This window comes from Pseudonocardia sp. ICBG1034 (genome assembly GCF_020131375.1).
GTDB classification, from domain to species: domain Bacteria; phylum Actinomycetota; class Actinomycetes; order Mycobacteriales; family Pseudonocardiaceae; genus Pseudonocardia; species Pseudonocardia alni.
Window position 1 is genome coordinate 722,987 of record NZ_JAHLEK010000023.1, and the last position, 21,951, is coordinate 744,937.

The window sequence follows — 21,951 nt, forward strand, 5'->3', positions numbered from 1 at the left end:
CCCCGCGCGGGGAACCTCAGCTGCTGCGCGTCCCCGTCGACGGCTGCGCCGCGCCCGTCCGGCCCTTGTCGCCGGTGGCCGCACCGGAACCGTTGCGGGTCGCGCCGTTGCCCTTCTCGCCACCCTGCGACGACGGCTCGGACGCCGACGACGCACCGTTACGACCGTTCTGACCGTGGCCGGCCTGGCCGGAGCCGTTGCGGGCCCCCTCCGGACCGGGTCGCGCCGGGCCGCGCCCGGCGGCCGGGTTCGCGGTCGTCGGCGGCTCCGCGTCGGCCTTCGTGCCCTCGGCCGCGGTGCTCTTCTCCCCCGCCGGCGGCTTCTGCGAACCATCCGTTGGGGTGTCACCGGAACGGCGGACGGCGCCGACCGCGACCGTGCGCTCGGCGTCGCCGCCGGGCGTCGGACGCGGGTCCTGGCGCGGCACGGCCGACGTCTTCGGCTCCGCCTCGGCCGGGCGGGACTCCGACGCGGGCCGGAACAGCTCGGCGGGCTCGGGCTCGTCCCCGGGCCGGACGGCGGTGGTGCGCTCGGCACCGCCCTGCTGCCCGGTGGGGGCCGGCGACGGGCGCGGGCCCGGTGCGGGCCGCGGACCCGGGCGCGGGCCGGCGGGCTTGTCCCCGTCGGTACCGCCGGGGCGCGGGCCCTGGGCGTCCGTCCGGGCGGGCTGCGGTGCCCCGGCCGGGCGGTCGGTACCCGACCCACCGGTGCCGGGCTTGGCCGGACCGGAGTCGGGCCGGGACTGGGACCCGGAGTCCTGGCGCGCCGGGGCGGGCCCCGGCTGCGGACGCGGACCGGGCCGCGGCGCGGGTGCCGCGTCGCCCGACGGCGACGCCTGGGCGGCGGCCGGTCGGGCACCGTTCACCCCGGCACCGTTGACACCGGCCGCCGGGGCCTGCGGGCGGCCGTTCGGGGCGCCCTGCGGACGTGCGGGCCCCTGATCCTTCTGACCGGGACGCTGCTCGGACCCCGGGCGCTCCTCGGCACCGGACCGGGCACCGGGGCGCTGCGGCTCCGGTGCACCGGGGCGCGGCCCGGGACGACCGGACCGCTGGTCCGCGGAGTCGGGACGGCCCTGGTCGGAGCGCCCCTGGTCGGGACGCCCGGGCCGGGCGTCGGCCTGCCCCGGGCGCGCGGAGGCGTCGGCACCCGTACCGGCGGCAGCGGCGGCCGGCGTGGCGCCGGCACCGGACTGCGGGGCGGGCTTGGCACCGGCACCGGACTGCGCGGCGGGCTTCAGCCCGGGGCCCGGCTGACCGGCGGGCTGGGCGGCACCGGGCTGCCCGGTGCCGGGCCGCTCGCCCGCGGCGGGCTTCGCGGAGCGGTCGTCGGACGACCCGGTCTCGCCGGACGGTCCGCCGGGCTTCTGACCAGGACCGGGGACCGGCCGGATCTCGTGGCGGGCCTTGTCCGCGGCGGCCGGGGCCTTCCCGACCTCGGCGCGCAGCTCGTCGCGACGCCGGGTCAGCTCCCCGACCTCGGTGCGGAGCTTGTCGCCCTGCTCACGGGCCCGGTCGGCGTCCGCGCGGGCGCGGTCGACCTGCTTGCGGGCCTCGGTGACGACACGCTCGGCGTCGGCACGGGCCTTGCTGCGGATCTCCTCCGCCTCCTCCTCCGCCTTCTGCAGGATCGCCTGCATGCGGTCGGAGAAGTTGTCGACGGCACCGTGCCGGTCGGAGTCCGAGGGTCCCGGGCCGGGACGCGGCCCCGGACGCGGTGCCGGACGCGGCGGCCCGCCGGCCGGACCGGCGGCGAACCCACCGGGCGGCGGCACCGGCATCGGCGGCGGCATCGGCCGGCTCCGCAGTGCGTCGATGTCCGCGCGCATCCGGCCCATGAGCCGCTGCATCTGGACGATGTGCTCGTCCACCTGCCGACGGTCGTAGCCGCGGAGAACGACGTCGAACCGCGGGGAACCGCCCGGGCGGTCCGCCCCGTCTGCCGTCATCGCCTCTCCTCAGGTCGTCGACATGGGTGCCCTCGGGGGGCACGTACGAGGTCGGCGGACCGACGGTTCGGCGCGACCTCGCCGGTCAGGGTAGTCACGACGACGGGGTCGCGGCGAACCACGCAGCGTGCAACGGTCGTCCGTCGGCGTGGCGGGCCCCGCGACGGACGGTTCCGTGACACGATGTGCGGTCACCGTCCTCGTGGCCCGAGCCTACCGGGCCGTACCGAATACCATCGGCGGTGTGGACAGCACACTGAAGGGCACGTTGCACCGGCGTGGGCTCCGGATGACCCCTCAACGCCAGCTCGTGCTGGACGCGGTCCGGGAGCTGGGGCACGCGACACCCGAGCAGGTGTGCAGCCGGGTCCAGGCGACGGCGCCGGCGGTGAACATCACGACGGTGTACCGGACGCTGGACCTGCTCGAGGAGCTCGGCGTCGTCCGGCACGCCCATCTCGGGCACGGTGCGCCGACCTACTCCGAGCACCAGCACCGCCACGTCCACCTCGTCTGCCACCACTGCGGCCGGGTGGACGAGGCGCCGACCGAGCTGCTCTCCGATGTGGCGAGTCGCACGCTCGCCGACCTGGGCTTCCACCTGGACGCGACGCACGTGGCCCTGTCCGGCACGTGCGTCGACTGTGCGCACGACGACGACGAGGACTCCGCCGACGGAGCCCCCGAGCAGGACGACACGGCGCCCCAGGAGGGCGCGGAGGGAGACCGGTGACCGTTCCCGGATCCGAGCAGGACCCCGACACCACCGACAACGCCGAGGACACGCCCCCCGACCGGGACGACGTCGTCGCCGCGCACCACGGCGACCCGCCGGCCGAGCAGCGGGCGATGGCCCGCTCCGCCGCCGTCGTCGACCGCGGGCACCGCGAGGTGCTGGCGGTGACCGGCGAGGAGCGGCTGTCCTGGCTGCACCTGCTGCTCACCCAGCACGTCAGCGAGCTGCCGCCCGGCACCGGCACCGAGGCCCTGGTGCTCGACGCGCAGGGCAGGGTGCTGCACCACATGGCCGTCGCGTCGTCGGCGGACACGGTCTGGCTCGACACCGAGCCCGGCGAGGGCGCGGCACTGCTCGACTACCTGACGAAGATGGTCTTCTGGTCGAAGGTGGAGCCGCGTGACGTCACCGCCGAGCTGGCGGTGCTGTCGGTCGTCGGTCCGGAGACCCCGGCCGTGCTCGCCGCGGCGGGGCTGCCGGTGCCCGATGCGCCGAACGGCGTCACGGCCCTGCCGGACGGCGGCTTCGTGCGACGGATGCCGTGGCCGGGCCGGGACGCGGCGGACGTCGTCGTCCCCCGTGGGACGACGGACGCCCGCTGGGCGGACCTCACCGCGGCCGGGGCGCGGGCCGCCGGGACGATCGCGTTCGAGGCGCTGCGGGTGGAGTCCCGCGCACCGCGCCTGCACCGCGACACCGACGACCGCACCATCCCGCACGAGGTCGGCTGGATCGGCTCCGCCGTGCACCTCACCAAGGGCTGCTACCGGGGCCAGGAGACCGTCGCCCGGGTCGCGAACCTGGGGCGCCCGCCGCGGCGCACGGTGCTGCTGATGCTCGACGCCGGCGACGAGGACCTGCCGCGCACCGGCGACCCGGTGGTGCGCGACGGCCGCACGGTCGGCCGCGTGGGCACGGTCGTCCAGCACCACGAGCTGGGCCCGGTGGCGCTCGCGCTGCTCAAGCGGTCGGTCCCGGTGGACGCCGAGCTGACCGCGGGTGTCGACGACCGGGTCTCCCCCGCGACGATCGACCCGGACTCCTACGAGCCGGACCCGGACACCCCGCCGCCGGGGCGCGCGGCCCGGGAACGGACGGGTGGCGCCGCGCGTCGCGGATGACGCGCGGCCCGGCCGGACCGCCGTGGGGCGACCACCGGGTGGACACACGGGGCCCCGCGCCGGTCCGGGGCCGGGTCCGCCTGTGACGACGGCGGTGCCGCGTCGCATGTTCCGGGGTGAGCAGGGTACGGTTGTTTTCACGACATTGATGAGACGAGAGGGGCCGCCGGGTCGTGCGCAATGACCGGCCGCCCCTTCCCTGTTGTAAGGGGGACCTGCCATGGGGCGTGGACGAGCCAAGGCCAAGCAGACGAAGGTGGCCCGTGAGCTCAAGTACAGCTCCCCTTCTATGGATCTCGACGCCTTGCAGCGGGAGATCGGTAGCGCGACGGCGGTGACTACCGACAGCCGCGAGGACGACTACGGCGAGTACGACGACCTCGCCGCCAAGTACAACGACGAGGACGACGACCCTCGCCGTTGACGGCCACCCCGGCGCCCGGCCCCCGTCGTGACACGGCGGTTCGGGCGCCGCGGCACGTGCCGACCCGGGCGGTTTCCCCCGGCCGGTCGGATAGGGCAAGATCATGACCAGTCTCCTGTGGGAGGCTTGGTCACCGATCCCGTCACGTCCGAGGTGTTCAGCAGATGCGCGGCAACCTGTTCGCGGTCGCCGTCAACCTCGTCGTGCTGACCGTGCGGTCGGACCGTCTGCACGTGCTGCTCATCGAGCGGGGTGAGCCCCCGTTCCTCGGGAACTGGGCGCTGCCCGGTGGTTTCGTCCGCCCGGAGGAGGACCTCGTGCACACCGCCAGCCGGCGGTTGGGCGAGGAGACCGGGACCGACACCGGCAGTGCCGTGTGCGGGCACCTCGAGCAGCTGGCGAGCTACGCCGCACCCGACCGCGATCCCCGTGGCCGGGTCCTGTCCGTGGGCTACCTCGCGCTGCTGCCGGACATGCCGGAGCCGACGCCGGGTGGCGGGGCCGCCGCGTCCGCGTGGTGCGCCGTCGACGACGTGCCGCCGCTGGCGTTCGACCACCAGCGCATCCTCGCCGACGGCGTGGAGCGGGCGAAGTCGAAGCTCGAGTACACGACGCTCGCCGTCTCGTTCTGCCCGGACGAGTTCACGGTGACCGACCTGCGCCGGGTCTACGAGGCCGTCTGGGAGACCTCCCTGGACCCGCGCAACTTCCAGCGCAAGGTGACCTCCACCGACGGCTTCCTCGTGCCGACGACGACGCTGGTCACCGGCGGCCGCGGGCGGCCGCCCCGGTTGTTCCGCCGCGGCCCGGCGACGGCGCTGCACCCGCCGATGCTGCGTGAGTCGCACCGCGCCGGGAACCGGCAGCCGGCGTCGCACGACACGGAGCTGCACCACTCCGTCGAGTGAGGGCGGACGGCGCGGGACCGCCTCAGAAGCGGGGGTGCTCCCCGCGCAGCTGCACCCGGGCGCCGAGCTCACCGGAACCGGCACCGTCGACGTCGCCGATCCGGCCGACCTCACCCAGGATCCAGGCGGGGACGTGCCGGGCGGTGAGGACGGCGAGGGCGCGGTCGACGTCCTCGGGCGGCAGCACCGCGACCATCCCGACGCCCATGTTGAACGTCTTCTCCATCTCCGCGCGCTCGACCCGGCCGCGGGACTGGATCAGCTTGAAGATCGGGGCCGGGGTCCAGGAGCCGCGCTCCACGGTGGCCGCGAGGCCCTCCGGCAGCACCCGCTCCAGGTTGCGGGCCAGCCCGCCGCCGGTGATGTGGGAGAACGTCCGCACGCCGGTCTCAGCGGTGATCGCCAGGCAGTCCTTGGCGTAGATCCGGGTCGGGACGAGCAGCTCCTCACCGAGGGAGTGGTCGAACTCCTCCAGCTCACCGGCCAGCGGCAGCCGGGCGATGTCGAGGAGCACGTGGCGGGCCAGGGAGTAGCCGTTGGAGTGCAGCCCGGAGGAGCCGAGCGCGACCAGCACGTCGCCGGGGCGGACGCGCTCGGGCCGCAGCATCTTCTCGGCGTCGACGACACCGACACCGGTCGCGGAGAGGTCGTAGGCGCCCTCCTCCATCAGCCCGGGGTGCTCGGCGGTCTCGCCGCCGAGCAGCGCGCAGCCCGCGGTCTGGCAGCCCTCGGCGATGCCGCGCACGATCGTCGCCACCCGGTCGGGGACGATCTTGCCGATGGCGATGTAGTCCTGCAGGAACAGCGGCTCGGCCCCGCAGACGACCAGGTCGTCGACGACCATCGCGACGAGGTCCTGGCCGATGGTGTCGTGCTTGTCCATCGCCTGCGCGATCGCGACCTTGGTGCCGACGCCGTCGGTCGAGGCGGCCAGCACCGGCTCGGAGTACTTGCCGAACTTCGCCGCGAACAGACCGGCGAAACCACCGATGCCGCCGCGCACCTCGGGCCGCGTGGCCTTCTCGGCGAACGGACGGAAACGCTCGACCGCCTGCTCCCCCGCATCGATGTCCACCCCCGCGGAGGCGTAGCTGGCGGGGCCGGGCTCGGTCGAGGGCATGCGTGGTCTCTCCAGGTCGGGACGGGGTCGTGATCGGGTGCCGCTACGGGCGGGTCAGCGCTTCCCCGGCACCGTATCCGACGGACAGCGGGCCGGGATCGCCAGAGGCGGCGCCGGACGCCGTCGGCTCCGGGACGTCCTCCAGCAGGTGCTTGCCGAGCTGGGCCTCCTCCGGCAGCGGGATCGGGTACTCCCCGTCGAAGCAGGCGCAACACAGCCGCGAGCGCGGCTGCTCGGACGCGGCGACCATCTGCTCGACCGAGACGTAGCCGAGGCTGTCCGAGCCGATCGAGCGTCGGACGCCCTCGGTGTCGGCGCCGTTGGCGATCAGCTCGGCCCGGCTGGCGAAGTCGATGCCGTAGAAACAGGGCCAGCGCACGGGCGGCGAGGCGATCCGCACGTGCACCTCGAGGGCGCCGGCCTCGCGCAGCATCCGCACCAGCGCGCGCTGGGTGTTGCCGCGGACGATCGAGTCGTCGACGACGACCAGCCGCTTGCCCCGGATGACGTTGCGCAGCGGGTTCAGCTTCAGCCGGATGCCGAGCTGGCGGATGGTCTGGCTGGGCTGGATGAAGGTGCGCCCGACGTAGGCGTTCTTCACCAGGCCCTGGCCGTAGGGGATGCCGGAGCCCTGGGCGTAGCCGATCGCGGCCGGGGTGCCGGACTCCGGGACCGGGATGACCAGGTCGGCCTCGACCGGGTGCTCCTCGGCGAGCCGGCGGCCGATCTCCACCCGGGTGTCGTAGACCGAGCGGCCGGCGATGGTGGTGTCCGGGCGCGCCAGGTAGACGTACTCGAACACGCAGCCCTTCGGCTCCGGGGCGGCGAAGCGCTGGCTGCGGATGCCGTCGGCGTCGATCGCGATGAGCTCGCCCGGCTCGACCTCGCGGACGAACGAGGCGCCGACGATGTCCAGCGCCGCCGTCTCCGACGCGACGACCCAGCCGCGCTCCAGGCGGCCCAGGACCAGCGGGCGGACGCCGTGGGAGTCGCGGGCGGCGTAGAGGGTGCTCTCGTCGGCGAAGGTCAGCGAGAACGCGCCGCGCAGCCGCGGCAGCAGCCGCATCGCGGCCTCGTAGACGCCGAGGTCCGCGGCGCCCGCGGCCAGCAGCTCGGTGAGCAGGTCGGAGTCGGTGGTCGCGCGCAGCCCGGACCGCTTGCGGTTCTCCAGCTTCGCGACGTCCTCACGCAGCTCGGCGGTGTTGACCAGGTTGCCGTTGTGGCCCAGCGCGAGGCCGGAGCCCGCGGCGGTGGTGCGGAACGTCGGCTGGGCGTTCTCCCAGGTCGTCGCGCCGGTCGTCGAGTAGCGGCAGTGGCCGACGGCGAGGTGCCCGCGCAGCGAGGACAGCGTCTGCTCGTCGAACACCTGGCTGACCAGGCCGAGGTCCTTGAACACCACGGTGCGGCGGCCGTCGGACACGGCGATGCCGGCGGCCTCCTGGCCGCGGTGCTGCAGCGCGTAGAGGCCGTAGTAGGTCATCTTCGCGACGTCCTCGCCGGGGGCCCAGACGCCGAACACACCGCACTCCTCGCGGGGTCCTTGCTCGTCGGGCTCGGCGGCGGGGGGTGCGACGGGGGTGAGGGAGAGGGTTCGTTCAGGGCTGACGTGCTCGTTCCGGACGGAACTCAACGCGGCGCTCCTCGGCTGGCGGCGTACCGGGACCAGGGGACGACTGTACGCCCCGAGATCACGTATCCCCAGGTACGGGGACAGGGGTCACGTCGCGGTCGCACACCGCACCCGTCCGGTCACGGCGTGCGGAGCGGCAGGAACGCGGCGATCTCGCCGGCCCGCGACCCGGACGCCGACACCCGCCCGGCGGCGAGCGCGTCGTCCCAGCTCAGGCGGCCGACGGCGAGCGCGATCCAGGTCCGCGGGTCGGCCTCGACGACGTTCGGCGGGGTGCCGCGGGTGTGCCGCGGCCCCTCCACGCACTGCACCGCACCGAACGGCGGGACCCGTACCTCGACGCTGCGGCCCGGCGCGCGCCGGGCCAGCTCGTCGAGCGACGCCTTCACCGCCGACTTCCGTGTCGCCCGGTCCGGCTCGACCCCGTCGTCGACCCAGTCCAGGAGGACGTCGGACATCAGACCGAGACGGCGCCGAACCGCGCCGGGAGCGTGCCCTCCCAGGCGGCGCGCAGCTCGTCGAGCGCCAGCGTGCCGAGGGCGTCGCCCAGGTCGAGGACGTCGCCGCCGGTCTCGCCGAGCCGCAGCGCCGGGACACCGGCCTCGGCGGCGCGGGCCAGGAACGCCTCGGCGCCGTCGGCGGGCACGGTGACCAGCACCCGTCCGGCGGACTCGGCGAACAGCGCGGTGAACGAGTCCTCGTGCACCCCGGCCAGGTCGACGCGGGCGCCCCGGCCCCCGGCGAGCGCGGCCTCGACCAGTCCCTGGGCGAGGCCGCCGTCGGACAGGTCGTGGCTGCCGGTCAGCGCCCGGTCCGCGGCCGCGGCGGCGAGGAGCTGCGCGAGGCGCCGCTCGTGCTCCAGGTCGACGGCGGGCGGCCGTCCGCCGAGGTGCCCGTGCACCTCGTGCGCCCACTCCGACCCGCCGAACTCGGCGGCGGTGGTGCCGAGCAGGACGACCGTGTCGCCGTCGGCGCCGGCGAACCCGGACCGGACCGCGGTGGTGACGTCGTCGATCACGCCGAGCACGCCGACCACCGGGGTCGGCAGGATCGCCGTCGTCCCGGTCTGGTTGTAGAAGCTGACGTTGCCGCCGGTGACCGGGGTACCCAGCACCGCGCAGCCGTCGGCGAGACCGCGCACGGCCTGCTCGAACTGCCACATGACGTGCGGGTCCTCCGGCGAGCCGAAGTTCAGGCAGTCGGTGACGGCGAGCGGCACGGCGCCGGAGGTCGCGACGTTGCGGTAGGCCTCGGCCAGCGCGAGCTGCGCGCCGAGGTACGGGTCGAGCGCCACGAAGCGGGCGTTGCAGTCGGTGGCGACGGCGATGCCGCGGCCGGTGGACTCGTCGACCTGCACGACCCCGGAGTCGGCGCCGTGCGCGGCGACGGTGTTGCCGCGCACGTAGCGGTCGTACTGGTCGGTGACCCACGAGCGGGACGCGAGGTTCGGGGCGGCGGCCATCCGCAGGATCTCCGCGCGCAGCTCGGACGGGGTCTCCGGGCGGGGCAGCGCCTCCGGCGAGTCCGCGTTCAGCGCGTCCTGCTTCGCGTCGTCGCGGGTGACCGGGCGGGTGTAGACCGGGCCCTCGTGGGCGACCGTGCGCGGCGGCACGTCGACGACGGTCTCGCCCTGGGAGGTGATCACCAGGCGGTCGCCGTCGGTGACCTCGCCGATCACGGTGGCGATGGTGTCCCACTTGCGGCAGACGGCGAGGAAGGCCTCGACGTTCTCCGGGGTGACGACCGCGCACATCCGCTCCTGGGACTCCGAGGAGAGGATCTCGGCGGCGGTCATGCCGGTGGCGCGCAGCGGGACGGCGTCGAGGTCGACGTGCATGCCGCCGTCACCGGCGGAGGCGAGCTCGGAGGTCGCGCAGGACAGCCCGGCGCCGCCGAGGTCCTGGATCCCGACGACGAGCCCGGCCGCGAACAGCTCCAGGCAGCACTCGATGAGGACCTTCTCGGTGAACGGGTCGCCGACCTGGACGCTCGGCAGCTTCTTCCGCCCGGTGCCGCCGCCGGCGGAGTCGAAGGTCTCCGACGCCAGCACGGACACGCCGCCGATGCCGTCGAGCCCGGTCGTCGCACCGAACAGGATGATCTTGTTGCCGGTGCCGGAGGCGAACGCGAGGTGCAGGTCCTCGGTCTTCAGCGCTCCCACGCACAGGGCGTTGACCAGCGGGTTCCCCGCGTAGGACGGGTCGAAGACGACCTCGCCCGCGACGTTCGGCAGGCCGAGACAGTTCCCGTAGCCGCCGACGCCGGCGACGATGCCGGGCAGCACCCGGCCGGTGTCGTCGGCGTCGAGCGGGCCGAAACGCAGCGGGTCGCCCACCGCGATCGGGCGCGCGCCCATCGCCATGATGTCGCGGACGATGCCGCCGACACCGGTCGCCGCGCCCTGGTAGGGCTCGACGTAGGACGGGTGGTTGTGCGACTCGACCTTGAAGGTGACCGCCCAGCCGTCGCCGACGGACACGACACCCGCGTTCTCGCCGATCCCGGCGAGCATCGTCGAGCGCATCTGTTCGGTGGTGGTCTCACCGAAGTAGCGCAGGTGGACCTTGGAGGACTTGTAGGAGCAGTGCTCGCTCCACATCACCGAGTACATCGCCAGCTCGGCGTCGGTGGGCCGGCGGCCGAGGATCTCCCGGATACGGGCGTACTCGTCGTCCTTGAGCCCCAGCTCCCGGAAGGGCTGCGGCTGCTCCGGAGTGGCCTCGGCGTGCTTGACGGAATCGACCGGCACCTGGGACTGCGTCACGGGGTCAGGGTAGACGGGGCTCCCCCGCCCGCGTCCCCGCACGGTGCCGGGGCCCACAGGCGGGGTTCCCCACAGCGGGGTGAAACGCACCCGCCGCCCGCGGCATCCCCTCGTGCACAGGCCCACCGGGCCACGGACGAGGGGAACACCATGAGCGACTTCGACACCACCGCCACCGTCGACGACGTGCGGGCCGCCGACCTGGACCACGACGGCTACCAGGAGTCGGTGCTCGCCGACACGAACGGCGACGGCGAGATCGACCTGGTCGCGAGCGACACCGACGGCGACGGCGCGGCCGACTACGGCGTGCTCGACACCGACTACGACGGCGCCGCCGACACCGAGGTCCGCGACACCGACGGCGACGGCGCGTTCGACGCCGGCCGGACCGACACCGACGGCGACGGCCACCTGGAGAGCGCCGCGGTGTTCACCGACACCGACGGCGACGGGGTCTTCGACACCACCACCGTCGCGATCGACGGCGACGGGGACGGCAGCGCCGACGACGTCGTCTCCTCCGGCGGGACCGGCAGCGGGATCTTCTCCGTCGCGTGACCCGCGGACCGGAGGTCGTGCGGACCGGGGAGCCACCCGGTCCGCACGGCCGGGGCTCAGCGCCCGAGCTCGGCCGCCAGCCGGAGCCGGCCCCGGTGGACCCAGACCCGCACGCTCGCCGGGGTCGCCCCCATCAGGGCCGCGATCTGCTCGTAGGACAGGTCACCGGCCCGCAGGAGCAGGGCCTCACGGTGCTTCTCGGGCAGCAGGCCCAGCGCCCGCTGCACGGCGTCGACCTCGGTGACCGCCCCGGCGAACGGGTCGACGGCCCCGCCGACCGGTTCGAGGTCCTCGACCGGCTCGGGGCGGCGCGACCGGGCCCGCAGGACCGACCGGGCGGCGTTGCGCGCGATCGCCTGCACCCAGGCGGTGAACGGGCAGCGGCCGTCGAAGCGGTCGAGGTTCTGCCAGACCGCGATCTGGGTGTCCTGCAGCGCGTCGTCGGCGTCGGCCCGGTTGCCGGTCAGCCGCAGGCACAGCGCGTGGGCCTGGCGGTGGGCGGGCGCCCACAGCGCGCGGAAGGCCTGCTCGTCGCCGGCCCGGGCCCGCTCCAGCAGCTCGGTGGTGTCGCCCGGGTGCAGCGGGCGGAGCAGGGTCGTCGCGCCGGTCGTGGTCGTCATCGTCGGTGCCTCTCGTCCGTGGTGTCCGCTGCACCGTCGGACCACGGGCTTGCAAGCGACTTGCAGCGGACTGTCGAGGAGCGCGAGATGGACCTGAACGACGACCGTGAGCTGCAGCGACTGCTGCTCGGCACCGTCGGGCCGGACGACCCGGCGGCCGAGGAGAACCGGTTCGCGACGACGTTCGCCGCCGCGTACCGGCCGGAGCTGGCGGCACTGCTGCCGGGCGGGGTCCTCCCCGGGCCCGACGACACGACCCCGGACGGTGCGGCGTGACCACCGCGACCGCGCTCGTCGACACCCGGGCGCTGCTCGGGCTGCCCGACCCGGCCGTCGTCCTGCGGACCGCGTGCCGCACCGCGGCCGGTCGGGCCCACGACCCCGGCCTGCGCGCCGAGCTGACCCGGATCGCCGACACGCTCGGCAGGCCGCTGCAGCTCGCGGTCGCCGGGGCGGTCGGCGCCGGGAAGTCGACGCTGATCAACGCGATCCTCGGCCGCCCGGTCGCCCCCGCCGACGCGGGCGAGTGCACCCGGGTCGTCACCTGGTACTCCTACGGCCCCGACGACGGGCTGGTGGTCGTCGAGCGGCGCCACGGCGCTCCGGTGCTGCGCCGGCTCGTCGACGGCCGGATGCCCGGGGACCTCGGCTGCCCGGTCGCCGAGGTGCTGCGGGTGCGCGTCCTGCTCGACGACCCGCGGCTGCGGGTGCTCACCGTGATCGACACCCCGGGCGTCGACACCGTCCGTGCCGCGACCGAGGAGGCGACGCGGCGGCTGCTGTTCGGCGACGACGCCGCCGGGCACGCCCAGGCGCTCGTCTACGTGCTGCGCCACCTGCAGCGCTTCGACGCCGACGTGCTCGCCGAGTTCCGCGCCCTGTCCGGGGCGGCCGGGATGACCGCCGTCGACACCGCCGCCGTGCTCAGCCACGTCGACCGGGTCCCGGGCGGGGACCCCTGGCCCGACGCACGCCGGGTGGCCGGGCGGGCGCGGGCGGCGCTGCGCGGGGTGGCGCTGGACGTCGCGCCGGTGTCGGGCCTGCTGGCCGAGACCGCACGCTGCCGGGTGCTGGGCCCCGCCGAGCTCACCGGGCTCCGCGCGCTGGCCGCCCTCGACGACGACCTGCTCGACGACCTCCTGCTGGACCTCGACGACTTCACCGGGCACGGCGCGGCCGACCTCACCGCGGACCTCGGCGACGGACCCGCCGCCGCCCTCGACGCGGCCCTGCCCGCGCCGGTCCGGGCCGCGCTGACCGGCAGGCTGCACCGCTACGGCATCCGGGTCGCGGTCGACCTGCTGCGCTCCCGGCCGGACGCCGGGCCCGACGCGCTGCACGCCGCGCTGCTCGCCGCCTCCGGCCACGACGACGGGCTCGGCCCGGCCGTCGAGCGGTTCCGGCGGCACGCGCACCGGCTCACCGCGCACGCCGCGGTGGCCCGGATCCGCCGCCTCGCCGCACAGCCCGCACGGCACCCGGCGGACCGGGCCGCCGTCGCCGGGCTGCACCGGGTGGTCGACGCCGACCGGCGGATCGCGACCGAGCTGCGGGCACTCGCCCTGCCCGCCGCCGGCGCCGCCGTCGCCCGCGGGGAGCTGCTCCTGGACGGACCGATGACCGACGAGCTGATGCGGATGGTCCGGGAGGACGAGGCCGCCGCCCAGCTGGGGCTGCCCGCGACCGCCGGTGCCGGGGAGGTCGTGGCCCGGGCGCGGGCCGCGGCCGCGCGCTGGCGGGCCGTGGCCGACGCCGCGGGCCGGACGGTCGGCGGGCGGCGGGCCCGCGACGTGCTCGCCGTCCTGGAGTCGATCGCCGACTCCCTGGGCGGCCCCGCCGCGCCCCGCCCCGGACCGGCGCCCGGCGGCTCACCGCTGGACCGGGGCCGGCTGCTGGCGCTGGCCGCGCACCCCTCGGTGCCCCAGGACGACCGGGACGCGCTCACCCGGCTGGCCCGCTCCCGCACCGTACACCGCGCGGTCGGGCTGCGCGGCGCGACCCCCGACGAGCGCCGGGCCGCCGCCGCGGGCCTCGCCACCCGGCTGCGACGCCTGGCCGCCGCCCCCCTGCCCGGCCCCGAGCGGGCCACCCTGCACGCGGTCTGCGACCTCTACGACCGGATCGCGGGCCCCCGACCCCGGGAGACCCCGTGACCGCCACCCCCACCGACACCGTCACCGCGGTGCTGACCCTGGCCAACCGCGCCCACACCGAGGCCGCCGACGCCGGCCTGACCGACTGGCGCGACGCGCTCGCCGCCGCGGCCGGGCGGTGGAAGGACGACGTGCTGACCGTCGTCGTCGCGGGGGCGCAGAACCGCGGCAAGAGCAGGCTGCTCAACGCGCTGGGCGGGCACCGCGACCTGCTCCCGGTCGACGCCGACGTCGCCACCGGGGCCCGGGTCCACCTGGAGTACGCCGACACCCCGGCCGTGACCGTCACCCGCCACGACGAGGCGGGCCGGCCGGTCCGCTCGGTCGTCGCGGCGGACCGGGTCGCCGCGCACGTCGCGGTGGACGGCGCCGACCGGGCCGGGGTGGTCGAGGTCGTCGTCGGCGTGCCCCGGGAACGGCTGCGGGGCCTGCGGCTGGTCGACACCCCCGGCGTGGACGGCCTGACCCTCGGCCACCGGCACACCACCGTCTCCGCGCTGCACGCCGCGGACGGGTTGCTGCTGTGCGTCGGCGCGCAGGACCAGCCGGTGCTGCGGCACGAGCTGGAGTTCGCCGCCGAGGCCGCCGCCCGGGTGCCGTCGGTCGCCTTCGTCCTCACCAAGATCGACGACTCCGCGGCCTGGCCGGAGCTCCTGGCCGGGAACCGGGCCCGGCTCGCGACCTTCACCGCGGCCGCCGTCGCCGACGGCAGGCTCGACGCCGCGACCGCGCGCCGCCTGGAGCAGGCCCCCTGGGTGCCGGTGAGCGCGGCGCTGGCCGAGGCCGCCGACGACCTCGCCGCCCGCGGCCGCGACGCCCGGGCCGGCACCCGCCGTGAGCGCAGCGGGCTGCCCGCGCTCACCGCGCTGCTGGGGAGCTGGTCCCGGCGACGACGCGTGGCCCGGGCCGCCGCCGTCCTCACCCTGGTCGAGGGCGTCGCCCGCGCACTGGACGACCTGGCCCGCGACGAGGCCGCCGTCGGCTCGGGGGACGACGACGCGCTCGACCGGCGCCGCGCCGGCATCGACGACGACCTCGACCGGCTGCGCGAGCTGCGCCGGGCCCGGCGTCGCAGCGGCATCGACCAGCAGTTCCTCGGCCAGGAGGCGGCCCGCCGCGCACGGGTGCGGATGGAGGGCCACCGGCGGGCGTACGAGATCGAGATCGCCGGGCTGCACTCGCTGCGGGAGCTGCGCCGCTACCGGGAGCGGCTCCCGGAGGCGTTGGAGGGCACGCTCACCGCGGCCTGGGAGGAGATCGCCGCCGACACCCGTGACCTCGCGGCCACCGGACTGGCCGAGCACGTCCGGCGGCTCGGCCTGCCCCCGGTCGGGCTCGACACCGGGCTGCTGGACCGGCGGCCCCGCCCCGACGGCGCGGTCCGCGTCACCGACGGCCCGGCCGCGCGGGGCGTCGACGTGATCGCCGACGGGCTGCCGTCGGTGATGATGGCCAGCAGCATCAGCTTCGCCTCGGCGCACCTGCTGGGTCTGGGCGTGGGGCTCGCGTTCGCCGGGCCGGTGGCCGTCGGCGTCGCCGTCGCCGGGGTGTTCCTGGTCCACAAGCGACGGCTGACCGAGGCCGCGCACACCCGGACCGCGCTGACCAAGGGGGTGAACGACGTCGTCGGTGCGGCCGCGGGCGAGATGGTGCTGACCGCACAGCAGGCCGTCGCGACCTGGCGGTCCACGGTCGACCAGACCGTCGACGAGCTGCTCGACGCCCGTCGCGCCGAGCTGGAGCAGCGGCGCGCGGCCGTCGCCGAGGAGCACCGCCGCGACGCCGGACGCCGCCGTGACGCCACCGCCCGTGCGGAGCGGCGGGCCGGCGCGGTGCGGGAGCTCACCGGGCGGGTGCAGCAGCTGCGCAGCGCGCTCGACGACCGGCTCGCCGCCCCGCCGACCTGCTCCGTCCGGGTGAGGTCCGGGACGGGTGTCGTCGTCGCTGAAACGCCGGGCGCGCGCCCGGCATCCCCCTCCCCGACACGGTGACGACAGCACCGCGACGACGGCACGGGTGGAGGTGGGCGCGGTGGCGGAGATGTTCGGCCACTACCGGATCGAGGGGGTCCTCGGCCGGGGCGGCATGGGGGAGGTCAGCCGGGCCTACGACACGCGCACCGAGCGCGTGGTCGCGCTGAAGCGGCTGCGCCCGGAGCTGGCCGACGAGCCGGAGTACCGGTCGCGGTTCCAGCGGGAGTCGAGGGCCGCGGCACGGCTGTCGTCGCCGCACGTCATCCCGATCCACAACGTCGGCGAGATCGACGGCAGGCTGTTCATCGACATGCGGCTGGTCGCCGGGCGCGACCTCGCCGAGGCCGTCCGGGAGTCGGGGGCGCTCGACCCGCACCGGGTCGTCCGGCTGCTCGGGCAGGTCGCCGACGCGCTGCACGCCGCGCACGCCGACGGCCTGGTGCACCGCGACGTCAAGCCGTCCAACGTCCTGCTCGCCGACGGCGACCGCGACTTCGCCTACCTCGTCGACTTCGGCATCGCCAAGTCCACCGACGCCGGCACCGGGACGGCGCTGACCGGGACGGGCACCGCGATCGGGACGCTGGCCTACATGGCCCCCGAGCTGTTCCTCGGCGCGGCCGCGGACCGGCGGGTCGACGTGTACGCGCTGGCCTGCCTCACCTACGAGGCGCTGAGCGGCGCCGCCCCGTTCCGGGCCGAGGGGCCGGCGCTGATGTACCAGCACCTGAGCGCCGAGCGGCCGCGGATCTCCGCGGTGCGCCCCGAGCTCGCCGATGCCGGGGACGTCCTGGTCCGCGGCATGGCCGTCGACCCGGACGAGCGGTTCGCGACGGCACCGGAGTTCGCCGCCGCGCTGGCGCAGGCGCTGGGTGCGGATCCCGAGCGGTCGACGGCCTCCGGACCGACCCGGGTGCTGTCCGGCGTCCCGTCCCAGGCCCCGGCGCCGGGCTCCGGGCCGGTCCGGGTCGCCGCCCCGGGGTCGGGGCCGGTCCCGGTCGCCGCCGGGGCCGCGGGCGCGGCGGGCACGGTGCACGCCGCGGCGGGGGTCGCGGCGTCCGTGGGCGCGGTCCCGGCTCCGGCCGGGACCGCGCCCGGGGCGCAGGGGGGCACCGGGCCCGGCGGGACGGCCGCGCTGTGGGGGCAGCCGCCGTGGGGACAGGCGGGACACGACGGCGCGGCCCACGGCCCGTGGGCGGCACCGGCGACCCCGCCCGGCGGCCACGGCGTCCCACCCGGCCTCGCCGCCCCGGCCGGGCTCGGCGGCCCGTACTCCGGGCCGCAGGGCCCGTGGGTCCCGCCGCAGCCGCGGCGGCGCACCCACCCGGCGCTGGTCGCGGTGACCGCGGTGCTCGCCACCGTGGTGCTGGGCTTCGGCGCGCTGATGGTCGTCGGCACCGCCCTGGAGGACCCGGCCGGTGGGACCGCTCCCCCGGTCCCCACGGCCGCGCCCGCCGCGGCACCCACCACGGCCCCCGCGGCGGCACCGGAGTCGGCGGCACCGGCCGCGACCACGCCGATCCCCAACCGGGAGGCCGACCTCACCGTGCTGCGGCAGGTCTTCGGCTCCGCGGCCGCGCCCGGCTGCGTGACCGTCCCCGCGGACGACACCGGCTACGCCTCGATCGCCTCGATCCGCTGCGAGGACCCCGCGAACGGCGCGACGGTGTTCTACGACATGTGGTCGGACGCGGGCGACGCCCGCGCCTTCTACGACCACGTCCGCGCGGGTGCCTCGCTGCCTCCGGGCTCGGACACCTGGAGCTCCGGCGACGACGCCACCGTGCAGGGGCCGTTCTTCTCCCGCGGACCGACGCTGAGCCGCAACGCGGTCGCCGTCGCGCTCTGCGCGGACACGCGGTTCTCGATCTACGTGGTCGCGCCCACCCAGGAGCAGGCGCAGGCCGGCTTCGCCGCGACGACGACCGCCCCGGCGTCGGAGATCCCGGGCTGAACACGGGGACGGCCCGGCCGGTGGTCCGCGGGCACCACCGGCCGGGCCGTGCCTCGTCGGCGGGTCAGGCGGTGACCCGGGCCAGCACCGAGGTGAACAGGCCGAGGCCGTCCGCGGACGGGCCGGTCAGCTCGCTGGTCGCGTGCTCCGGGTGCGGCATGAGGCCGACCACGTTGCCCGCCGCGTTGGTGATGCCGGCGATGTCGCGGGTCGAGCCGTTGGGGGCGGGCTCGGCGTAGCGGAAGACCACACGGCCCTCGCCCTCCAGCTCGTCGAGGGTCGCGGCGTCGGCGACGTAGCGGCCCTCCTGCGACTTCAGCGGGATCGTCAGCCGGTCCCCCGCGGTGCAGTCGCGGGTCCACGCGGTCTGCGCGTTCTCCACGGTCAGCTCGAGGTCGCGGCACAGGAAGTGCATCCCGGCGTTCGCGACGAGCGCGCCGGGGAGCAGGTGCGCCTCGCAGAGGATCTGGAAGCCGTTGCAGATGCCGAGCACCGGCAGACCGCGCCCGGCGCCGGCCACGACCTCGGTCATGATCGGCGCCAGGCTCGCGATCGCGCCGGCACGCAGGTAGTCGCCGTAGGAGAACCCGCCCGGCACGACGACGGCGTCCACACCCTGCAGGTCGTGGTCGCCGTGCCACAGCGGGACGGCCTCGGCGCCGGCGCGGCGGACCGCGCGGGCGGCGTCGACGTCGTCCAGGGTGCCCGGGAAGGTGATCACACCGACGCGGGTGCTCACAGCCGGGTCACCGTCCAGTCCTCGATCACCGGGTTCGCCAGCAGGGAGCCGGCGAGCCGGTGCAGGGTCTCGTCGTCGACGCCGTCCGCGACCTCGAGCTCGAAGTGCTTGCCCTGCCGCACCCCGCTCACGCCGGACACACCGATCCGGTCGAGCGCCCGGGTCACGGCCTGACCCTGCACGTCGAGGATCTCGGGCTTGGGCATCACGTCCACCACCACTCTGGCCACGGGGTCAGCCTACGGTGAACGGGGCGGACAACTCGACGTGCGTGCCCTCACCATCGGCGCATGCGATTCCTGGTGCTGGGTGGGACGGTCTTCCTCTCGCGCGCGGTCGCCGCGGCCGCACTGGCGGCCGGGCACGCGGTGACGTGCGTGTCGCGGGGTGTGTCCGGGGCGCCGCCGGACGGCGCGGAGGTGCTGGTGGCGGACCGCTCGCGGCCCGGGTCGCTCGCCGCGGCGCTGGACGGGCGGACCGCCGACGCCGTCGTCGACGTGGCGACGATGTCCGCGCCCTGGGTCCGCGACGCCCTCGACGCCCTGGACGGCCGCTTCGGGCACTGGACGTTCGTGTCCTCGATCAATGCCTACGCCGACCCGGCGGTGCGTGGCGGGACCGTCGACCAGCCGACCCTGGCGCCGCTGCACGACGAACCCGGCCCGGAGCGGTCCCGCACCGATCCCGACGTCTACGGCGCGGCGAAGGTCGGCAGCGAGCACGCGGTGCGCGAGCGGGCGGGCGACCGTGCGCACGTCGTCCGCGCCGGGCTGCTGTGCGGGCACGGGGACCGGCACGACCGCTACGGCTACTGGGCGAGCCGGTTCGCCCGCGGCGGCCGGGTGGTGGTGCCGGACGCGCCCGCGCAGCCGATGCAGGTGGTCGACGTCGACGACCTGGCGGCCTGGGTCGTCGCGCGCGCCGAGACCGGCGCCACGGGCACCCACGACGGCACCGGCCCGCGGTCCACCCTGGACCGGGTGCTCGCGGCGACCGCGGAGGCCGTCGGCGCCGACGACCTCGAGCTGGTCCGCGTGCCCGGGGAGACCCTGCGGTCGCTGGACGTCGCGATCTGGGCGGGCCCGCGGTCGCTGCCCCTGTGGCTGCCGGAGACGCACTGGGGCATCGCCGACCGCGACGTCACCGCGACCGTCGCCGCCGGGCTGGAGACCCGCCCGCTCGCCGTCACCGCCCGGGCGACGCTGGCGTGGGAACGCGAGCTCGGTCTCGACCGCGGACGGGCCGCCGGACTGACCGCCGCCGAGGAACGGGCGGTGCTGACGGCGCACACCGGGGGCTGACGCCGTCGGCCGGGAAGACCGCTCGGCCGGGCAGCTCGCGCAGCCGGACCGCGAACTCCGCCGGCGTGCCGGGCCACCCGAACTCGTCGGCGCGGCCACCGGCGCCGCGCCGCCGCGAGGCGGGATGCTGTTCCCATGAAGCTGACGCACTACGGCCACGCCTGCGTCCTGGTCGACACCGGAGCCGCACGCCTGCTGTTCGACCCCGGTGCCTTCTCCTCCGGGTTCAGCGGCCTGGAGGGCCTCGACGCGATCCTCGTCACCCACCAGCACTTCGACCACGTCGACGCCGACGCGCTGCGCACCCTGCTGCGCGCCAACCCCGACGCCGCCCTGGTCACCGACGGCCAGACCGCCGGGCAGCTCGACGGCATCGACGCCCGCACCGCCGCCCCCGGCGACGTGCTGGCCCTCGGCGGCGCCGAGGTGTCCGTCGTCGGGTCCGGGGACCACGCGCAGATCCACCCGGACATCCCGCTGGTCGCGAACAACGGCTACCTCGTCGACGGCGCGCTGCTCCACCCCGGCGACGCGTACGTCCCGCCGGGCGTCGACGAGCTGGCGACGCTGCTGCTCCCCACCGGCGCACCCTGGCTGAAGGTGTCCGAGGCCGTCGACTACCTGCGGTCGGTCGCACCACGGACGGTGGTGCCGATCCACGAGGGCACACTCGCCGACCCCACGCTCCACTACCGGTTCTTCGACAACCTGGGGCCCGACGCCACGACGCTCCTGGTCCCCGACCGGGAGACGGCGGTCGACGTCTGATGGCCCTGCAGTGGGAGCAGGTCGTCGTCGACGCCCGGGACCCGGTCCGGCTCGGCCGCTGGTGGGCCGAGGCCCTGGACTGGACGGTCGTGAACGCCTCGGCGTCGGAGTTCGAGATCCAGCCCGCCGAGGGCGTCGTCCCGGGGCTGATCTTCGTGCCGGTCGCGGAGGGGAAGCGGACCAAGAACCGCCTGCACATCGACCTGCGGCCGGACGGCGTCCGTGACTCCGAGGTCGCCCGGCTGCTGATGCTGGGTGCCACCCGGGTCAACGTGGGCCAGCACCGGGCCCCGGCCGACGAGGTGTCCTGGACGGTGCTCGCCGACCCCGAGGGCAACGAGTTCTGCGTGCTCGGCGAGCGGCGGGCCTGACACCTGTCCACAGGTGGCACCGGTTGTCCACAGGAGAGCACACACTGTGGACAACCGGGCCGATCGCCGGGGAGCTCCTAGGCGGCCGGGGCCGCGGCGGGGAACAGGGTGCGGTGCACGGCGCCGACGGCGCCCGCCCCGCGCGCCGCGTCGACGGCGGCCAGCGCGGCCTCGACGCGGTGCTCGCGACGCAGGTCCTTGGCCCGCAGCGCGAGCCGGACGAGCCCGCCGCGCTCGGCGGTGCGCACGGCCTGCTGCTCCAGTGCCCGTCCGCGGCGGCGCTCCCCGGCGCGGCGCTCGCCCCGCCAGGGCTCCGACGCCCGGAAGGTCAGCACGCGCGAGCGCAGCACCGGACCGCCGGTCACACGGACGGTCGTCTCGTCGGCGCAGAGGCCGAAGCCGAGGTCGGCGAGCGCGTCGAGGGTGCCCTCGGAGGCGATCCAGCCGGGCGGGGCGAAGCCGTCGGTGGACAGCCCGGTCGCGAGCAGGATCCGCCGGGCGCCGGTCAGCCGCAGGCCCGCCTCGTGCCGGGGCAGCGCCCCGAACTCGGTGCGGCGCCCGATCCGCGGCACGGAGCCGTTCTGCCAGGCGCCCACCGGGTCGCTCGTGTGGTCGAAACCGTGCAGGAGCAGGTCGTCCCCGGCGCGGACGCGGCCGGCGATCCAGCGGACCAGGTCGTCGCCGCGGCGCAGCGGCCCGTCGGGCCCCTTGGGCTGCACGAGGTGGGTCAGCGGCACGGCGCGCCGGTCCAGCTCCGCGGCGAACGCGGCGGCGCGGGCGCAGTCGGCGTCGTCGGAGTCGGTCAGGCCGGACAGCGAGACCAGCAGCGTGCTCATGGCCCCATCCGACCCGACCGAGGT

The 21,951-nt window shown here is 76.3% G+C and carries 21 protein-coding genes; 12 read left to right on the top strand and 9 right to left on the bottom strand.

The genetic code is table 11. The features are described 5' to 3' along the window. Positions 1-16: 16 nt before the first annotated feature. Complete coding sequence (locus KPF22_RS27800; protein WP_208820624.1) at positions 17-1,948, bottom strand: hypothetical protein; 1,932 nt, start codon at positions 1,946-1,948, stop codon at positions 17-19. 244 nt (positions 1,949-2,192) lie between these two features. Here KPF22_RS27800 and KPF22_RS27805 point away from each other — a divergent pair, with 244 nt between their 5' ends. The 4 genes from KPF22_RS27805 (at position 2,193) to KPF22_RS27820 (ending at position 5,137) form a co-directional block, all read left to right on the top strand. Beyond that, positions 2,193-2,681, top strand: coding sequence for a Fur family transcriptional regulator (locus tag KPF22_RS27805; protein ID WP_374107533.1), 489 nt, complete (start codon positions 2,193-2,195; stop codon positions 2,679-2,681). Further along, a complete protein-coding gene (locus tag KPF22_RS27810; protein WP_224403755.1) occupies positions 2,678-3,805 on the top strand; it encodes a folate-binding protein YgfZ in 1,128 nt (375 codons plus the stop codon). The genes KPF22_RS27805 and KPF22_RS27810 overlap by 4 nt, the downstream gene beginning before the upstream one ends. 220 nt (positions 3,806-4,025) lie before the next feature. Beyond that, entirely contained in the window at positions 4,026-4,229 is a 204-nt protein-coding gene (locus tag KPF22_RS27815; protein WP_062399683.1) for a DUF3073 domain-containing protein, read from the top strand. 164 nt (positions 4,230-4,393) lie between these two features. Next, positions 4,394-5,137: an NUDIX domain-containing protein gene (locus tag KPF22_RS27820; protein WP_208820620.1), complete on the top strand. Its 744-nt coding sequence runs from the start codon at positions 4,394-4,396 to the stop codon at positions 5,135-5,137. Positions 5,138-5,159: 22 nt separating this feature from the next. On the opposite strand, the gene purM is transcribed toward KPF22_RS27820, so the two are convergent. The 4 genes from purM to purL all read right to left on the bottom strand — a co-directional run bounded on the left by purM (position 5,160) and on the right by purL (position 10,651). Beyond that, positions 5,160-6,257 (bottom strand): phosphoribosylformylglycinamidine cyclo-ligase, encoded by a 1,098-nt coding sequence (purM, locus tag KPF22_RS27825; RefSeq protein WP_208820618.1) that lies wholly within the window; start codon positions 6,255-6,257, stop codon positions 5,160-5,162. A 43-nt stretch (positions 6,258-6,300) separates the two neighbouring features. Continuing rightward, positions 6,301-7,887, bottom strand: coding sequence for an amidophosphoribosyltransferase (purF, locus tag KPF22_RS27830; RefSeq protein WP_062399677.1), 1,587 nt, complete (start codon positions 7,885-7,887; stop codon positions 6,301-6,303). Positions 7,888-8,006: 119 nt separating this feature from the next. Continuing rightward, positions 8,007-8,345, bottom strand: a complete 339-nt coding sequence (locus tag KPF22_RS27835) for a sterol carrier family protein (RefSeq protein WP_073575832.1) — start codon at positions 8,343-8,345, stop codon at positions 8,007-8,009. Next, the gene (gene purL / locus KPF22_RS27840) at positions 8,345-10,651 is read right to left on the bottom strand and encodes a phosphoribosylformylglycinamidine synthase subunit PurL (RefSeq protein ID WP_224403757.1); all 2,307 of its coding nucleotides are present in this window, start codon (positions 10,649-10,651) and stop codon (positions 8,345-8,347) included. The genes KPF22_RS27835 and purL overlap by 1 nt, the downstream gene beginning before the upstream one ends. A 150-nt stretch (positions 10,652-10,801) precedes the next feature. Here purL and KPF22_RS27845 point away from each other — a divergent pair, with 150 nt between their 5' ends. Further along, entirely contained in the window at positions 10,802-11,212 is a 411-nt protein-coding gene (locus KPF22_RS27845) for a hypothetical protein (protein ID WP_224403758.1), read from the top strand. 56 nt (positions 11,213-11,268) lie between these two features. Here the strand turns inward: KPF22_RS27845 and KPF22_RS27850 are convergent, their stop codons facing one another. Beyond that, positions 11,269-11,832 (bottom strand): RNA polymerase sigma factor, encoded by a 564-nt coding sequence (locus KPF22_RS27850; protein WP_224403759.1) that lies wholly within the window; start codon positions 11,830-11,832, stop codon positions 11,269-11,271. An 87-nt stretch (positions 11,833-11,919) separates the two neighbouring features. Here KPF22_RS27850 and KPF22_RS27855 point away from each other — a divergent pair, with 87 nt between their 5' ends. Genes KPF22_RS27855 through KPF22_RS27870 form a run of 4 tightly spaced genes read left to right on the top strand, consistent with a single transcriptional unit; the run spans position 11,920 to position 17,912 of the window. Continuing rightward, a complete protein-coding gene (locus KPF22_RS27855; protein WP_224403760.1) occupies positions 11,920-12,108 on the top strand; it encodes a hypothetical protein in 189 nt (62 codons plus the stop codon). Then, the gene (locus KPF22_RS27860; protein WP_224403761.1) at positions 12,105-13,985 is read left to right on the top strand and encodes a dynamin family protein; all 1,881 of its coding nucleotides are present in this window, start codon (positions 12,105-12,107) and stop codon (positions 13,983-13,985) included. Before KPF22_RS27855 ends, KPF22_RS27860 begins: the two co-directional genes overlap by 4 nt. Next, a complete protein-coding gene (locus KPF22_RS27865; protein ID WP_224403762.1) occupies positions 13,982-15,976 on the top strand; it encodes a dynamin family protein in 1,995 nt (664 codons plus the stop codon). The genes KPF22_RS27860 and KPF22_RS27865 overlap by 4 nt, the downstream gene beginning before the upstream one ends. 49 nt (positions 15,977-16,025) lie before the next feature. After that, positions 16,026-17,912: a serine/threonine-protein kinase gene (locus KPF22_RS27870; RefSeq protein ID WP_224403991.1), complete on the top strand. Its 1,887-nt coding sequence runs from the start codon at positions 16,026-16,028 to the stop codon at positions 17,910-17,912. 64 nt (positions 17,913-17,976) lie between these two features. Here the strand turns inward: KPF22_RS27870 and purQ are convergent, their stop codons facing one another. After that, positions 17,977-18,651 (bottom strand): phosphoribosylformylglycinamidine synthase subunit PurQ, encoded by a 675-nt coding sequence (purQ, locus tag KPF22_RS27875; protein ID WP_208820602.1) that lies wholly within the window; start codon positions 18,649-18,651, stop codon positions 17,977-17,979. Continuing rightward, a complete protein-coding gene (gene purS, locus KPF22_RS27880; RefSeq protein ID WP_208820600.1) occupies positions 18,648-18,881 on the bottom strand; it encodes a phosphoribosylformylglycinamidine synthase subunit PurS in 234 nt (77 codons plus the stop codon). Before purS ends, purQ begins: the two co-directional genes overlap by 4 nt. Before the next feature lie 60 nt (positions 18,882-18,941). Between purS and KPF22_RS27885 the strand changes: the two genes are divergently transcribed. The 3 genes from KPF22_RS27885 to KPF22_RS27895 all read left to right on the top strand — a co-directional run bounded on the left by KPF22_RS27885 (position 18,942) and on the right by KPF22_RS27895 (position 21,091). Continuing rightward, complete coding sequence (locus KPF22_RS27885) at positions 18,942-19,952, top strand: NAD-dependent epimerase/dehydratase family protein (RefSeq protein WP_224403763.1); 1,011 nt, start codon at positions 18,942-18,944, stop codon at positions 19,950-19,952. A gap of 135 nt (positions 19,953-20,087) precedes the next feature. Then, positions 20,088-20,720, top strand: coding sequence for an MBL fold metallo-hydrolase (locus KPF22_RS27890; protein WP_208820596.1), 633 nt, complete (start codon positions 20,088-20,090; stop codon positions 20,718-20,720). Next, the gene (locus KPF22_RS27895; RefSeq protein WP_062399659.1) at positions 20,720-21,091 is read left to right on the top strand and encodes a VOC family protein; all 372 of its coding nucleotides are present in this window, start codon (positions 20,720-20,722) and stop codon (positions 21,089-21,091) included. The genes KPF22_RS27890 and KPF22_RS27895 overlap by 1 nt, the downstream gene beginning before the upstream one ends. A 77-nt stretch (positions 21,092-21,168) precedes the next feature. Here KPF22_RS27895 and KPF22_RS27900 read toward each other — a convergent pair whose 3' ends face one another. Beyond that, a complete protein-coding gene (locus KPF22_RS27900) occupies positions 21,169-21,927 on the bottom strand; it encodes a DUF2334 domain-containing protein (protein ID WP_224403764.1) in 759 nt (252 codons plus the stop codon). Between the last annotated feature and the right edge of the window lie 24 nt (positions 21,928-21,951).

What these genes read in the sequence shown, in the direction of transcription:
- KPF22_RS27885 (WP_224403763.1), top strand. Translation starts at nt 18,942, where the DNA reads ATGCGATTCCTGGTGCTGGGTGGGACGGTCTTCCTCTCGCGCGCGGTC.
- KPF22_RS27855 (WP_224403760.1), top strand. Translation starts at nt 11,920, where the DNA reads ATGGACCTGAACGACGACCGTGAGCTGCAGCGACTGCTGCTCGGCACC.
- KPF22_RS27890 (WP_208820596.1), top strand. Translation starts at nt 20,088, where the DNA reads ATGAAGCTGACGCACTACGGCCACGCCTGCGTCCTGGTCGACACCGGA.
- KPF22_RS27900 (WP_224403764.1), bottom strand. Translation starts at nt 21,927, where the DNA reads ATGAGCACGCTGCTGGTCTCGCTGTCCGGCCTGACCGACTCCGACGAC.
- KPF22_RS27835 (WP_073575832.1), bottom strand. Translation starts at nt 8,345, where the DNA reads ATGTCCGACGTCCTCCTGGACTGGGTCGACGACGGGGTCGAGCCGGAC.
- KPF22_RS27870 (WP_224403991.1), top strand. Translation starts at nt 16,026, where the DNA reads ATGTTCGGCCACTACCGGATCGAGGGGGTCCTCGGCCGGGGCGGCATG.
- KPF22_RS27815 (WP_062399683.1), top strand. Translation starts at nt 4,026, where the DNA reads ATGGGGCGTGGACGAGCCAAGGCCAAGCAGACGAAGGTGGCCCGTGAG.
- KPF22_RS27895 (WP_062399659.1), top strand. Translation starts at nt 20,720, where the DNA reads ATGGCCCTGCAGTGGGAGCAGGTCGTCGTCGACGCCCGGGACCCGGTC.
- purM (WP_208820618.1), bottom strand. Translation starts at nt 6,257, where the DNA reads ATGCCCTCGACCGAGCCCGGCCCCGCCAGCTACGCCTCCGCGGGGGTG.
- KPF22_RS27845 (WP_224403758.1), top strand. Translation starts at nt 10,802, where the DNA reads ATGAGCGACTTCGACACCACCGCCACCGTCGACGACGTGCGGGCCGCC.
- KPF22_RS27800 (WP_208820624.1), bottom strand. Translation starts at nt 1,948, where the DNA reads ATGACGGCAGACGGGGCGGACCGCCCGGGCGGTTCCCCGCGGTTCGAC.
- KPF22_RS27850 (WP_224403759.1), bottom strand. Translation starts at nt 11,832, where the DNA reads ATGACGACCACGACCGGCGCGACGACCCTGCTCCGCCCGCTGCACCCG.
- KPF22_RS27820 (WP_208820620.1), top strand. Translation starts at nt 4,394, where the DNA reads ATGCGCGGCAACCTGTTCGCGGTCGCCGTCAACCTCGTCGTGCTGACC.